This is a genomic window from Streptomyces sp. AMJ-169 (assembly GCF_055597585.1).
The window spans coordinates 140,293-153,103 of sequence record NZ_JBVLTJ010000006.1 but is presented as its reverse complement, the minus strand read 5'-3'; the positions used below and the strand labels follow the sequence as shown (position 1 = coordinate 153,103).

14 protein-coding genes are annotated in these 12,811 nt (G+C 71.4%); 9 read left to right on the top strand and 5 right to left on the bottom strand.

The genetic code is table 11. The features are described from left to right. The first annotated feature begins 5 nt into the window (after positions 1 to 5). Entirely contained in the window at positions 6 to 464 is a 459-nt protein-coding gene (gene sufU / locus ACYUD3_RS16725) for a Fe-S cluster assembly sulfur transfer protein SufU (protein WP_470970195.1), read from the top strand. After that, positions 461 to 793, top strand: a complete 333-nt coding sequence (locus tag ACYUD3_RS16720; protein WP_470970192.1) for a metal-sulfur cluster assembly factor — start codon at positions 461 to 463, stop codon at positions 791 to 793. The genes sufU and ACYUD3_RS16720 overlap by 4 nt, the downstream gene beginning before the upstream one ends. Before the next feature lie 98 nt (positions 794 to 891). Here ACYUD3_RS16720 and ACYUD3_RS16715 read toward each other — a convergent pair whose 3' ends face one another. Then, positions 892 to 1,761 carry an AbfB domain-containing protein gene (locus ACYUD3_RS16715; protein ID WP_470970190.1) on the bottom strand — a complete coding sequence of 290 codons (870 nt, stop codon included), beginning with the start codon at positions 1,759 to 1,761 and terminating at the stop codon, positions 892 to 894. A 193-nt stretch (positions 1,762 to 1,954) separates the two neighbouring features. Between ACYUD3_RS16715 and ACYUD3_RS16710 the strand changes: the two genes are divergently transcribed. The 3 genes from ACYUD3_RS16710 (at position 1,955) to dapD (ending at position 4,360) form a co-directional block, all read left to right on the top strand. Continuing rightward, the gene (locus ACYUD3_RS16710) at positions 1,955 to 2,275 is read left to right on the top strand and encodes a DMT family transporter (protein ID WP_470970187.1); all 321 of its coding nucleotides are present in this window, start codon (positions 1,955 to 1,957) and stop codon (positions 2,273 to 2,275) included. Positions 2,276 to 2,277: 2 nt separating this feature from the next. Further along, entirely contained in the window at positions 2,278 to 2,820 is a 543-nt protein-coding gene (locus ACYUD3_RS16705) for a TetR/AcrR family transcriptional regulator (protein WP_470970184.1), read from the top strand. Positions 2,821 to 3,370: 550 nt separating this feature from the next. Continuing rightward, on the top strand, positions 3,371 to 4,360 hold the full coding sequence (gene dapD / locus ACYUD3_RS16700) for a 2,3,4,5-tetrahydropyridine-2,6-dicarboxylate N-succinyltransferase (RefSeq protein WP_470970182.1): 990 nt from the start codon (positions 3,371 to 3,373) through the stop codon (positions 4,358 to 4,360). A gap of 122 nt (positions 4,361 to 4,482) precedes the next feature. Here dapD and dapA read toward each other — a convergent pair whose 3' ends face one another. After that, complete coding sequence (dapA, locus tag ACYUD3_RS16695) at positions 4,483 to 5,361, bottom strand: 4-hydroxy-tetrahydrodipicolinate synthase (protein WP_470970179.1); 879 nt, start codon at positions 5,359 to 5,361, stop codon at positions 4,483 to 4,485. Positions 5,362 to 5,494: 133 nt separating this feature from the next. On the opposite strand from dapA, the gene ACYUD3_RS16690 reads away from it, so the two are divergent. Together ACYUD3_RS16690 and ACYUD3_RS16685 are read left to right on the top strand one after the other, a co-directional pair. Next, on the top strand, positions 5,495 to 6,106 hold the full coding sequence (locus ACYUD3_RS16690; RefSeq protein ID WP_470970177.1) for an ArsR/SmtB family transcription factor: 612 nt from the start codon (positions 5,495 to 5,497) through the stop codon (positions 6,104 to 6,106). A 17-nt stretch (positions 6,107 to 6,123) separates the two neighbouring features. Beyond that, positions 6,124 to 6,846, top strand: a complete 723-nt coding sequence (locus tag ACYUD3_RS16685) for an SRPBCC family protein (RefSeq protein ID WP_470970175.1) — start codon at positions 6,124 to 6,126, stop codon at positions 6,844 to 6,846. Positions 6,847 to 7,110: 264 nt separating this feature from the next. Here the strand turns inward: ACYUD3_RS16685 and ACYUD3_RS16680 are convergent, their stop codons facing one another. Genes ACYUD3_RS16680 through ACYUD3_RS16670 form a run of 3 tightly spaced genes read right to left on the bottom strand, consistent with a single transcriptional unit; the run spans position 7,111 to position 10,323 of the window. Continuing rightward, positions 7,111 to 8,127, bottom strand: coding sequence for a TIR domain-containing protein (locus tag ACYUD3_RS16680; protein ID WP_470970172.1), 1,017 nt, complete (start codon positions 8,125 to 8,127; stop codon positions 7,111 to 7,113). 34 nt (positions 8,128 to 8,161) lie between these two features. Beyond that, entirely contained in the window at positions 8,162 to 9,214 is a 1,053-nt protein-coding gene (locus ACYUD3_RS16675; protein WP_470970170.1) for a hypothetical protein, read from the bottom strand. Continuing rightward, positions 9,211 to 10,323, bottom strand: a complete 1,113-nt coding sequence (locus ACYUD3_RS16670; RefSeq protein ID WP_470970168.1) for a TIR domain-containing protein — start codon at positions 10,321 to 10,323, stop codon at positions 9,211 to 9,213. Before ACYUD3_RS16670 ends, ACYUD3_RS16675 begins: the two co-directional genes overlap by 4 nt. A 378-nt stretch (positions 10,324 to 10,701) precedes the next feature. On the opposite strand from ACYUD3_RS16670, the gene ACYUD3_RS16665 reads away from it, so the two are divergent. Both ACYUD3_RS16665 and ACYUD3_RS16660 read left to right on the top strand, forming a co-directional pair. Continuing rightward, positions 10,702 to 11,970 carry an FxsB family cyclophane-forming radical SAM/SPASM peptide maturase gene (locus ACYUD3_RS16665; RefSeq protein ID WP_470970165.1) on the top strand — a complete coding sequence of 423 codons (1,269 nt, stop codon included), beginning with the start codon at positions 10,702 to 10,704 and terminating at the stop codon, positions 11,968 to 11,970. A gap of 47 nt (positions 11,971 to 12,017) precedes the next feature. Continuing rightward, on the top strand, positions 12,018 to 12,788 hold the full coding sequence (locus tag ACYUD3_RS16660; RefSeq protein WP_470970162.1) for a hypothetical protein: 771 nt from the start codon (positions 12,018 to 12,020) through the stop codon (positions 12,786 to 12,788). Positions 12,789 to 12,811 lie beyond the last annotated feature (23 nt).

The window sequence follows — 12,811 nt, the reverse complement described above, 5'->3', positions numbered from 1 at the left end:
TGTTCGTGAAGCTGGACTCCATGTACCAGGAAGTCATCCTGGACCACTACAAGAACCCGCACGGGCGTGGTCTTCGGGACGGCGACGCCGAGGTGCACCACGTCAACCCGACGTGCGGTGACGAGATCACGCTGCGGGTGAGGTACGACGGCACGCGGATCGCGGACGTGTCGTACGAGGGCCAGGGCTGCTCGATCAGCCAGGCCAGCGCCTCCGTCCTGAACGAGCTGCTGGTCGGCAAGGAGCTCGCGGACGCCCAGAAGATCCAGGAGACCTTCCTGGAGCTGATGCAGTCCAAGGGCCGGATCGAGCCCGACGACGCGATGGAGGAGGTCCTGGAGGACGCCGTCGCGTTCGCCGGGGTCTCCAAGTACCCGGCCCGTGTGAAATGCGCCCTCCTGAGCTGGATGGCCTGGAAGGACGCGACGGCGCAAGCTTTCGCGGAGGAGGCGAAGAGCGTATGACCGAGACTGTCGAGATGAAGCCGGCGTCGGAGGAAGAACTCCGCGAGGCGCTGTACGACGTCGTCGACCCCGAACTGGGTATCGACGTCGTCAACCTGGGTCTGATCTACGGGATCCACATCGACGACGCGAACATCGCGACGATCGACATGACCCTGACCTCGGCGGCGTGCCCGCTGACGGACGTCATCGAGGACCAGGCCAAGTCCGCGACGGACGGCCTGGTCAACGAACTCCGCATCAACTGGGTGTGGATGCCGCCGTGGGGTCCGGACAAGATCACGGACGAGGGGCGGGACCAGTTGAGGGCGTTGGGGTTCAACGTCTGAGATTGTCCGCCGGGCATTGTCTGTCGGGTACGGGGAAGGGCGAGGTCTTTGCGGACCTCGCCCTTCTTCGTGTGGGGGCGTATGTGTGCGGGGGCCGGCTAGTCCAGCGCCGTCACCACACGGAACGCCGAATCCGCCTGGTACAGCCCGGAGTTCTGGTACGGGTCCAGGCGGAGCTGGAAGTCCTTGTGGCGCAGGAAGCGGCCCGGGTAGTTGATGGATTCGAGCATGACCGCGCCCGGGTAGGTGGAGGGGCGGGAGCAGAAGGTGGCGTCTTTTTGGAAGAGGGGGGTGTGGTCGTTCGAGGCGGATCTGAGGACGAAGTTGCTGTGGCGCAGGTAGGCGCCGGTCGCGGACTTGAAGGAGAAGCAGGAGTCGTCGGCCAGGCCGGGGACCACGGTGAACGTCGCGTCCTCGCGGAACTCGGAGCCGCCGGCCTTGTCGAGCTTGATGAAGCCGCGGCTCACGTGCCAGTAGCGGTCGGGGTAGTTGACCGAGCGGATCGAGCGTTCGTAGGAGTCCTGGGCGGGCGGGGCGGGGGGCTTCGGGGCGGCGGGGGAAGGGGTGGCCGCGGGGGTGGGGGACGACTCGGCGCCGCCCGCCGCGGGCTGGTCCGGCTTCGGCGGCGCCGAGGACGGTGACGGGCTGGGGCTGGCTGAACTGCCTTCGTTCTGGGCCGACTTGCCCGTCCCGCCGGCCGCCGCCGCGTGGTCGGAGGGGGAGGGGCTGGCGAAGGAGATCAGGCCGGGGCCCGCCTCCTCGGCGGACTTCGTCTCGGGCTTCGCCTCCGTCTTGACCTGCGGAGCCTTGTCCATGACGGATATCGCCGTGATGCACGCGCCGACCGTCGCCACCGCCAGCACTCCGGCCAGCCAGAGGCGGCGGGTGCCGGGGGCGCGGGAGGCGTCCGGGGTCCAGCCGTTCTCCCAGGGCTGTTCCTGGGAGGGCCGGGGCGAGTTGTCTGGCATGCGCTGATCCTCCAGCGGCGCCCATGACGGGGCCGCGAATGCGGTGGCCCGGTGTGTGAATGGTGAAACAGTAGTGGACCCCGTGACCAGGGAGCACTCGTTTCGGTGGTCCCGTTCGATAACGCTTTCTCAACGCGCGTTCACAACGCGCCATGTCCCGTTGGCCGTTGTGTGTATGTGTACGCTCGTACACATGGGATATCTGACGCTCGCCGGCGCCATCCTCGCCGAGGTGATCGCCACCACCGCCATGAAGTACAGCGACGGGTTCAGCAGGCTGTGGCCCTCGCTGGTGACCGGCCTTGGGTACGTGGTGTCGTTCACGCTGCTCGCGCAGACCTTGAAGACCGTCTCGATCGGGACGGCGTACGCGATCTGGTCCGGCGTCGGGACCGCGACGATAGCGCTCATCGGGCTCACGCTGTTCGGTGAGGGCCTCGGGCTCACGAAGGTCGCCGGGATTCTGCTGATCGTCGGGGGAGTGGTGGTGCTGAACCTGGGCGGGGCGCACTGACCGTGGTACGCCGGTACGACCCCGGGCGGCGCCAGCGGCTCATCGACGCGGCCCTGCGGGTCGTCGGGGAGAAGGGGCTCGCCGGGCTCAGCCATCGCAGCGTGGCCGCCGAGGCGGATGTCCCGCTGGGGTCCACCACGTATCACTTCGCGACCCTCGACGACCTGATGGTCGCCGCGCTGCGGCAGGCCGGGGAGGGGTTCGGGGAAATGCTCGCGGGGCGGGCGGAGTTGTGGGGGCCGGGGAGCGAACTTGCGTCAGGACTGGCCGTGTTACTGGGCGAGTGGCTGCAACTGGACGGCCAGCGAGCCGAGTTGGAGTACGAGCTGTATCTGGCGGCCCTGCGCAAGCCCGCGTTGCGCCCGGTCGCCGCCGAATGGGCCGACGGGGTGGGGGAGTTGCTGGCCCACCACACCGACCCGGAGACCGCCCGCGCACTCGTCGCACTGATGGACGGGATCTGTCTTCAGGTACTGCTGACGGGGGTGCCTTATGACGAGGGGTATGCGCGGGAGATGTTGGGGCGGGTGGTGGGGGGTGGCTGAGGGGCGGTGCGGGGGTGCGGCGCGGGCCGGCTGCTGGGCGCGCGGTCCGGGCGGACGGCGCGGGGCGGCTGCCGGACGGGACTGAGGCGCGCGCCCGCCGCCGGCAAGGCGCCGGGCCCGCCGACGTCCACTGATCGGTTCCGCGTCGGCCGCCGGTCAAGGTGTCCGGCTCGCACGGGATGCCCGCTGGGCCTGCCGATACCCGCCGATTGGTTCCGCGCCCGCCGTTGGTCATGGCGCCTGCTGGGTCTGTCGGCGCTCATCGTTCGGTTTCGTGCCAGCCGTTGGCCAAGGCGCTCGGCTCGCGGGATGCCTGCTGGGCCTGCCGACGACCGCCGATTGGTTCCGCGCCCGCCGTCGGTCATGGCGCCCGCCGATGCCTGCCGACGACCGCCGATCGGTTCCGCGCCCGCCCTCGCCCAAGGCCCCCGCCAGCGCCGATGCCCATGGCCCCCCCCGCCGTGTCCCGCCCCCCGATACCCCCGCCCGCTTCCTGAGACACCGAGCAGCCGGTTCGCTTCTGTGGGGGCAGGGCGGTTAGGTTTTTCTCATGAGCGACACGACTGCACCTGGTACCGGCGGCGCGGTGGCCGCGGGTCTTGCCACCCTCGCCGCCGACGGCACCGTTCTCGACACCTGGTTCCCCGCCCCCGAGCTCGTCGCCGAGCCCGGCCCCGCCGGGACCGAGCGGCTGTCGGCCGGCAAAGCGGTCGAACTGCTCGGCGCGGGCGCGGCCAAGGCGATCGGCCCGGACCCGCGCCGGGGCGTCGAGGTCGTCGCGGTCCGTACGGTCATCTCCTCGCTCGCCGAGAAGCCGGTCGACGCGCACGACACCTACCTGCGTCTGCACCTGCTCTCCCACCGCCTCGTCCAGCCGCACGGCCAGAGCCTGGACGGCATCTTCGGCCACCTCGCCAACGTCGCCTGGACCTCCCTCGGCCCGGTCGCCGTGGACGACGTCGAGACGGCCCGCCTCAACGCCCGCGCCGAGGGACTGCACCTCCAGGTGACGTCCATCGACAAGTTCCCCCGCATGACGGACTACGTCGCCCCCAAGGGCGTCCGCATCGCCGACGCCGACCGCGTCCGGCTCGGCGCGCACCTCGCCGAGGGCACGACCGTCATGCACGAGGGCTTCGTCAACTTCAACGCCGGCACGCTCGGCACCTCCATGGTCGAGGGCCGTATCTCCGCCGGTGTCGTGGTCGGCGACGGCTCGGACATCGGTGGCGGCGCGTCCACGATGGGCACGCTCTCCGGCGGCGGCAACGTCCGCATCACCATCGGCGAGCGCTGCCTCATCGGCGCCGAGGCGGGCGTGGGGATCGCGCTCGGCGACGAGTGCGTCGTCGAGGCGGGCCTGTACGTCACCGCCGGCACCCGCGTCACGATGCCCGACGGCCAGATCGTCAAGGCCCGCGAACTCTCCGGCGCCTCCAACATCCTCTTCCGCCGCAACTCGGTCACCGGCACGGTCGAGGCCCGCCCGAACAACGCGGTCTGGGGCGGCCTGAACGAGATCCTGCACAGCCACAACTAGCCACAACCAGCCACAACTGAGGCTGCCCGCACCACAGAAGCGCCCTCCCCGGACCAACTCCTGGCCGGTGGGGGCGCTTTCGCGTACGACGCCGGCGCGAGTTCTCTGCGCGTGCCCCAGCTTCACAGCACCTCGTACGCCGCCCGCAACCCCTCCCTCACCTCGACCCCCGCCCCCACCAACGGCCCCCGCACCACCCCCGCCGGCCACCCCAGCTCCGCCAGCAGCGCCTTGACCGTCACCGTCCCCGGCAGCCCCGACGCCATCATCAACTCGATGAGCGGCGTGAGGCGTTGCTGCACCCGGGCCGCCCCCGCCGTGTCGCCGGAGTCGAACAGGTCGATGACGGAACGGACTTGGCGGGGCACGACGTTCGCGACGGTGCTGACGTACCCCGTACCGCCGACGGCGTACAGCGCGAGCACGTGTTCGTCGCAGCCCGTGTAGAACGCCAACTCGCTGCGCCCCAGCACCTTTTGGACGCCGAGGAAGTCGTACGAACAGTCCTTCACCGCGACGATCCGGGGATGGTCCGCGAGGTGGAGGAGGGTGTCCGGGGTGATGCGGGTGCCGGTGCGGGCGGGGATGTCGTAGAGCATGACGGGCAGTTCGCTCGCGTCGGCGATCTCGCGGAAGTACGCCGCCACCGCCTCCTGCGGCGGACGGCTGTAGTACGGGGTGACGAGGAGGACCCCGTCGGCGCCGGAGCGGGCGGCCTCCTCGGTCAGGCGGGCGGTGTGGCGGGTGTCGGCCGTGCCCACGCCGGTCAGCAGGGGGACGTCGACGGCGTCCCGGACCGCCCGCAGCAGCGCGGACTTCTCGGCGTCGGAGGTCGTCGGGGACTCGCCGGTCGTACCGGACAGGACGAGCCCGTCGCAGCCCTCGGCGACCAGCCGGGCGGCGAGCCGCTGGGCGCCGTCCAGGTCCAGCTCACCGGCTTCCGTGAACGGCGTGATCATCGCGCAGAGGGCCCGGCCGAACGGGGGTGTCGTGGAGGTCATGGGAGTAGTCTCGGCGCGGCGACGGTGAAGCTCCACTTACATTTTCTAAGCGGTATTGGTTAGTACTGCTGCACACTCCACCGAAAAATCCATCCGCCTGGACAAAAAAAGTTTTCGGTGGGACGGTGGAGCCATGTTGGACGTGACCGTGATCGAGGACCCCGAGGCCGCAGCCGCCTCGCTGGACCCCATACGGGCGAGGCTGCTGGCCGAACTCGCCGCGGGGCCCGCTTCGGCGGCGATGCTGGCCGGGCAGGTGGGGCTGCCCCGGCAGAAGGTGAACTACCACCTCAAGGCGCTGGAGCGGCACGGGCTGGTCGAGCTGGCCGGGGAGCGGCGCAAGGGGAACGTCACCGAGCGGCTGATGCGGGCGACCGCCGCGTCGTACGTCATCTCGCCGCTCGCCCTCGCCCAGGTGCAGCCCGACCCGGACCGCTTCCGCGACCAGCTCTCCGCCCGCTGGCTGCTCGCGCTCGGCGCGCGGCTCGTGCGGGACGTCGGGCGGCTGATCGGGGGCGCGGCGAAGGCCGGCAAAGGGCTCGCGACGTACGCCCTGGACGGCGAGGTCCGCTTCGCCTCCGCCGCCGAACGAGCCGCGTTCGTCCAGGAGTTGACGGCCGGCGTGACCGCCCTGATGCACAAGTACGACACCCCAGGCGCCGCCGGCGGACGCGATCACCGGATCGTCGTCGCCCTCCATCCCACCGTCAAGCCCGACGCGGACGACGCCGCGCCGGACAGCTGAGTTCAGAGGAGTCCGTCATGTCGAAAGAGTTCGAAGTCATCCGGGAGTTCGAGGTCGACGCCCGCCCCGAGGACGTGTGGGACGCCGTCACGCAGGCGTCCGGCGCCTATCTGTGGCCCATGGACCCGCCCGAGCCGCGCGTCGGCGGCGCCGGGCCCTTCGGCTCCGCCGTCACCGCCTGGGACCCGCCGCACCGCTACACCAACCGCAGCGAGAACCCGGGCATCCCGACCCAGTCCCTCAACCAGCTCGACTACACCGTCGAGCCGCGCGACGAGGGCCGGCGGGCGTGGGTGCGGTACGTGCACAGCGGGATCTTCACCGACGACTGGGACACCCAGTACGACGGGGCCAGCCTCCACACCGACTTCTATCTGCACACCCTGCGCGCGTACCTGGTCCACTTCGCCCCGCGCCCGGTCACCTTCGCCGCCGCCCAGGCGCCCGCCGCCTCCGCGACCCCGGAGGCCGTCGGTGTCCTCGCGCGGGCGCTGGGGGTCGGGGAGAAGACGGGGGAGGATCTCCTCACCGTCCACGGGCCCGGTGACTTCCCCGCCGTACTCGACTACCGCACACCGGAGTTCATCGGGCTGCGCACCGACAGCGCGCTCATCCGGTTCTTCGGGCGGGGGCGCTGGGGGGCGCCGGTCGCGGTCAGCGTGCATGAGTTCGGGGGCGGGGACGGGGAGGCCGTCGGGGCGGGGTGGCAGAAGTGGCTGGACGGGGTGTTCGGGGGCTGAATTCGGGGGGAGGGCTGCCGTGTTCGCGGCTCGGGTGGGGCAACTGGGCTGTTCCCTGGGCCAGTTGCCCTACCCGGCTGCCGGAACCATGGCTGACACCGACGCTTTCAGCGCCTCCGGGCTGAAGCGGCACTGGGATCGGCTGCTTCCCCTTCTGGACCGCACCCTGACCGACGGCTGAGGCTCCGGCCGGTTGTCCGACGTGGCTTATTTCAGGGCCAGTTGTCCAACCCGGCTTATTTCAGGGCTGGTTGCTCAACTCGGCTACCCCCGCCCCCAGTTCCCCGCCGCCTTCTCCGTCAGCCGGTGTACCTCCGCCGTCGCCTCGTCCTCCCCCAAGTCCTCCAGCGCCTGCGCGAAGGACCGCAGGACGTGCGGAGTCCCTTGTTTCAGGGCGAAGTTGAGGAGGGCGAGGACGCGGTTGCGCAGGGTTCCGGAGTCCGTGCTCGGGGCCAGCCGGACCGGGGCGATCGCCATGCGTACGGACTCCAGCCAGAGTTCGTACGTCTCTCGGGTGCCGGAGATGGCGGAGTCGACGTAGGCGTCGACGAGGGTGCGTTTGTCGGCCGGGGTGAAGGCGGGGGGCTCCAGGACGGCCACGGGTACCTGAGCCGCCGGTTGGCCAACTGGCCTCGCCGGTACGGGAGTCGGTATCGGCGGCTGCTCCTCCTCCAGCGGCTGCTCCTCCTCCAGCGCCTGCTCCTCCTCCGGCGCCGGCAGCCCGAACGCCGGCCGGTGGTATGCCGCCGACTCCCAGTCCATCTCCGGCAGTTCGGCCACCGCCGACTCCACCATGTGGGCCGTGAGACTGATGACGAAACTGTCGTACGCCCTCGGGTCCTCGCGCATCAGGTCGACCAGGCAGGTGTCCGGGTAGGTGAGGCCGAGGGAGCGCATCCGCAGTTGCAAGTCGGCGATCTCCTTGGGGAGTTCGCGGGTGGGGCGGGTCCAGAGGAGGGGGAGGAGGGCGACCGGGTCGTCGGCCGAGCGGGCGGCGCGGGCGCTGACCACCGCCCATTCGCGGGCGCACCACGGGCTGGTCAGGTAGTCGTCGGTGAGCAGGACCACCAGGTAGCGGGTGCGGCCCAGCGCCTCGCCGATCCTGCGGCGCCAGCCCTGGCCGAGGCGCAGGGAACCGGTGTTGAGGAAACCCTCGTGCGGCGCCGAGCGGCCCCGCTTGATCTGGGCCTCGACCTCCAGGCGGGCGTGGAAGCGCTCCACGAGGTCGCTGTCGGCGCGGCGTTCGGCGTAACTCGTGAAGAAGAAGGGTGGTTGGGTCATGTCGTCCTCCCCGCGCTGCGGCCCCGGTGACCGCTCATCGTGGCCGATGCCCGTTCCACGCCGCCACTCCCTTGTCGACCAGCCGCCGCACGGTGGCCGTCGCCTCGTGCTCGCCCTGTTCCTCCAGGGCGGCGGCGAGGGCGGACAGGACCTGTGCGGAGGACTGGGCGAGGGCGAAGTTGACGATGGCGATCATGCGGTTGCGCAGTGTCCCGCCATCACTCCTGGGGGTGAGCTGGACCGGTTTGATCGACAGCCGGATCGACTCGAGCCACAGGTCGTAGGTCTCCCGGGTGCCGCCTACCGGGGAGCGTAACAAGGCCTCGATGAGGGTGCGTTTGTCGGTCTCGTCCAGCGGGGTGCCGGGGGCGCGGGTGAGCGCCGGTATGCCGTGCGGCGGGGTGCGGGTGTGCGGGACGGAGCCGAGGAGGGCCAAGTAGCTCTCGTAGCCGAGTTTGTTGACGCCGTCGGCGACCGCGAGGAGGGCGCCGGGGTGGCCGTTCGTACGCCGCGCCAGGTGCTCGGCCTGTTCGCCGGTGAGCTGCTCCTGGGCGCCCTCCAGGAGCAGCGCCTCGGCCACCGTCGCGCTCAGGCCGCCGAGTTCGAGCCGGTTCTCGCCCCAGGTGCGGCCCGGGGCGCGGGAGGTGACCAGGCGGTGTCCGGTGCCGGGGGCGAAGTGCTCGTAGATGCGGTCGGGGTCGCAGACGTCGTCGTACACGAACAGCCATTTGCCGTCGGGTCTGCCGGCCGGCTCGGTGCCGAGGGCCGCTTCGTACGCGGCTCTCAGCGCCTCGCGCTGCTCCTCGATCCGGTCGACCAGGCGGGCGTCGTCGGTCTCGCGCCCGCAGGAGAACCACCACGCCACGTCGTAACGGCGGGTGAAACGGCGGCAGTAGGCGATCGCCATCTGCGTCTTGCCGAAGCCGACCCCGGCGGCCTCGTCGTGCAGCAGGACGTGCCCGTACCGCGAGAACAGCCGCAGCAGCTCCGCGATCGGCTCGTCCCGGCCCACGAACGGCAGCCCCAGATCAGGGATGTTCGACACCGGCGGCGGGTCCGTGGCCGAACGCGGTGGTGGAACCGTCACCGGCCCTCCCTCTCCCGCTGCCCCGGCACCACCGGACCCGGCTCCCGCACCAGCTCCCGCAACCGCTCCGCCTGAAGATCCCCCGAACCGCCCAGCTGCGTCACCGGAACCCCCTGCCGCACCAGCAACGGCCGTGGCTCCGCGTCGATCTGAACGGTGATCAGATTCCACGCGTCCCGGCCGACGAACACCTCCTCCCACTGGTACGGGTCCCGCGCCCCGGCCGCGAAATAGCTGCGCGAGAAGACCACGATCACCACCTCGGCACTGCGCCGCGCCTCCGCCACGGCCGCCGACAGCGACTCCAACTCCGTCCGCCAGCGCACCTGTTCGACCTCGGCGCCGCCGTCGGCCGTCAGGACCTCCTCCATCCAGTCGGCCCAGGGCTGGTCCGCGCCGACGTAGCTGATGGCGACCGAGCGGGGCAACGGGGTGTGCGGGGGAGGGGAGTTGACGCCGCCCGGAGCGGCGGAGACTCCCGCGCCGACCGCCGCAGGCCTGCGCACCGGTGACGTGTGCGTCCCGAACGCCGGTTCCAGCGTGGGGAGTTCGGCCGCGTCCAAGGACGGCAGGCCCACCGACCGCGCCTGGGCGATCCGCCGCGCGAGCAGGCCGATCAGCGTGAAGTACAGGTCGTTCGCCTCGGGCCGCTGGGACCTCATCAGGCCCCACAGGCCCTCGCGGTCGTACAGCCGGCAGGCCGGGGAGTCCATGTCGGACAGTTCGGCCGGGCGCCAGGGGGCCGGTGTGCGCCGGGGGCGGGCCGTGACCGGTTTCCACGCCAGGGGGATCAGGCAGGCGGCGACGTCGGCGGCGGAGGTCAGCTCCTGGTGGGACATGCGGCGGCGGAAGACCGCCCACTCCAGGCCGCAGTCACGGTCGCGGAAGTAGTCCGGGGAGTACAGCGCGACCAGCGCGCCGACCCGCGTCACCGCGCTCTCCAGGACCGGCCCCGAGCCCGGCTGCGGGCCCAGCACACCGGCCACCCACAGGCCCTCCTGGGCCTTGAGGCGGTACTCCAGATCGGCGTGGAAGCGGCTCAGCGAAGGCCAGCCGTCGTTGCGGGTGCAACTGGTGTAGAAGTAGTTGACAGTCGGGTCCTGATCCACGCGCCCCTCGCAGACTGCCGCCCCATATGCCTTGAGGATAGGCTTACTTGACCGCCCTGGGTACAGTGAAAGGTGCCGGACGGGCGCACACGTCGGGCGTACGGGGCACGCGTCAGGCGTACGGAGTGGGTATTCGCCGACGTCTCACGAGTCCCGGACTTTAGCAGGGGGGAAGGGGCGTGAGGGTGACGACGAGAACCGAGAGCGGCGGCCCGGGGCAGCCGCCGGGCGACTTAACGCCGCCCGCGCTCCCACTCTTGGAAGAGCTGGCCCGCGCCCTCCCCGCCGCCCACCTCGCCGGCCTCCCACGCTCCGCCGTGGTCGAGGCCCTGTTACGGCGTGGTCGCCCCGCCCCGGAGCCCGCCCCGAGGTGGCACAGTGCGGTCTGAACCGAGGCCCCGCATACGGGAGTTACCACTTACCCCCGCACCCCCCTCCTTCTCCCAGTTCGTCGTCAAACTCCACGCCCGCTGCGACCTGGCCTGCCCCGACTGCTACGTCTACGCCCTGCGCGACACCGGCTGGTCCACGCAACCGCGCGCGATGCCGTACGCCACAAGGGAGTTGACGGTCCGTCGGATCGCCGAGCACGCCCGCCGCCACCGCCCCCCGCGCGTGCGCGTCATGCTGCACGGCGGCGAACCCCTGCTCGCCGGCCCCCGCAGGATCGGCCACTTCGCCGCCGCCCTCCGCGAGGAGTGGCGGCACGGCCTCGACGACGTCCCCCTGGAACTCGCCGTACAGACCAACGGCACACTCCTGGACGCCAGTTGCCTCGACCTGTTCCTGGAGCACGGCATCAAGGTCGGCGTCAGCCTCGACGGCGAGCGCGCCACCCACGACCGCCGTCGCCGGCGCGCCTCGGGGCAGGGGTCCCACGCCGACGTCCTGCGCGCGCTGGAGCTGCTGCGCACCCCCAAGTACCGTTCCCTGTACGCCGGTCTGCTCTGCACCGTCGACCTGCGGGCCGACCCGGTCGCCACCTACGAGGCCCTGCTCGCGCAGCAACCCCCGGTGCTGGACCTGCTGTTGCCGCTGGCGACCTGGCAGCACCCGCCGCCGGGGCGGTCGTCCGCGCCGGGGGCGCCGTACGCGCGGTGGCTCGCGGCCGTGTTCGACCGGTGGTTCGACGCGCCCGTGCGGGAAGTGTCCGTGCGGCTGTTCGACGCGCTGGTCGATGTGCTGCTGGGCGGGCGAAGTGCCAGTGAGGTGTGGGGAGTCGGCGGCGCCGACGTGGTCGTCGTGCAGCCGGACGGGAGTGTCGAGCAGAACGACATCCTCAAAGCGGTGCACGAGGGGGCCGCGCACACCGGGTACCGGCTCGACGCGAGCGGGTTCGACGCCGCCGCCGCGCACCCCGGGTTCGCCGCCGAGCGGGCCGGGGCCGACGGGCTGTGCGCCGGATGCCGGGACTGTCCCGTCGTCCACGTCTGCGGCGGCGGGCTGCGGGTGCAGCGGTACCGGGTGGAGAACGGGTTCGACAATCCGTCGTGCTACTGCGGGGATCTGCGGGAGTTCGTCGGGCATGTGACCGAACGGCTGAACGGCAGTCTGCTCGCGATGGTGAACAGCTGCCGGGAACCCGTTACAGACGGGGACAATCTCACTACCATGGAAGTGCCCGCCGGGGTAGAGCCGTTGCGCTGAGCGGTGGAGCAGCAAGGGCCTGGGGCGGGACGAGGGGGGAGGCGAGCATGGTGCCGTATTTCTTCGTCAGCCATGCGGTCGGCGGAGCGGGCCGGCGGGACGTGGAGGACTTCCACGCGGATCTCCAGACCGAGATCCGGGGCCGTACCGGCCGGGCGGCGGGCGTCGACGGCGTGCTGGCCGACCACCGGCCGACCGACCTCGCGCTCGGCCCGCCGCCCGAGGGCCCGGTGATGAACTGCCGCTGCCTGGTGGTGCTTTACTCCCGCGAGTACTTCCGCAGCCCCTCGTGCAGCTACGACCTCTCGGTCTTCCAGGAGCGGCTGAACTGGCGGCTGCACCGCACCGGGGACGCCTCCGCCGCGCCCGTCGGGGTGGTGTGGCACAACGCCGGGTTACCCGCGCGGCTCGTCGAGGAGACCGCCCGGCTCACCCGCGCGGCCGGCGGCGACTACCCGCGCCGCGGCGTCGGCCAGCTGATCCGCGACCCGGCCGCGCGCGGCGGCTATCTGCGCGTCCTGCGCAGCGTCGCCGACCGCGTCCTGGCCGCCGCCGACCGCACCCCGCCCGCGATGACGCCGCACGATGTCGGCTACCTCACCCCATTCCGGGCTATGTCCCGTACGACTGCTGTCGGATGGGATGTGCACCTTGCGCCCGTACCGGTACCGTGGCTCAGCGGGCGCAGCGGAACACCACAGCGGAAGACCCCGGCAGGGGCCGCGACCGAACGTACCGACTCGCCTCGCCGCACCAGATCGTGGTTCTCCTCCCCGGAGGACGGTGAGCGTCCCATCCTCCGCGGGCCGCATGGCTGACGCGAACATGTGGAGCAGCATCG

Excerpts from the sequence above, each read along its gene's own strand:
- dapA (WP_470970179.1), bottom strand. The coding sequence starts at position 5,361 with ATGACCTCCACGACACCCCCGTTCGGCCGGGCCCTCTGCGCGATGATC.
- ACYUD3_RS16685 (WP_470970175.1), top strand. The coding sequence starts at position 6,124 with ATGTCGAAAGAGTTCGAAGTCATCCGGGAGTTCGAGGTCGACGCCCGC.
- ACYUD3_RS16680 (WP_470970172.1), bottom strand. The coding sequence starts at position 8,127 with ATGACCCAACCACCCTTCTTCTTCACGAGTTACGCCGAACGCCGCGCC.
- ACYUD3_RS16710 (WP_470970187.1), top strand. The coding sequence starts at position 1,955 with ATGGGATATCTGACGCTCGCCGGCGCCATCCTCGCCGAGGTGATCGCC.
- ACYUD3_RS16660 (WP_470970162.1), top strand. The coding sequence starts at position 12,018 with ATGGTGCCGTATTTCTTCGTCAGCCATGCGGTCGGCGGAGCGGGCCGG.
- ACYUD3_RS16715 (WP_470970190.1), bottom strand. The coding sequence starts at position 1,761 with ATGCCAGACAACTCGCCCCGGCCCTCCCAGGAACAGCCCTGGGAGAAC.
- dapD (WP_470970182.1), top strand. The coding sequence starts at position 3,371 with ATGAGCGACACGACTGCACCTGGTACCGGCGGCGCGGTGGCCGCGGGT.
- ACYUD3_RS16690 (WP_470970177.1), top strand. The coding sequence starts at position 5,495 with ATGTTGGACGTGACCGTGATCGAGGACCCCGAGGCCGCAGCCGCCTCG.
- ACYUD3_RS16720 (WP_470970192.1), top strand. The coding sequence starts at position 461 with ATGACCGAGACTGTCGAGATGAAGCCGGCGTCGGAGGAAGAACTCCGC.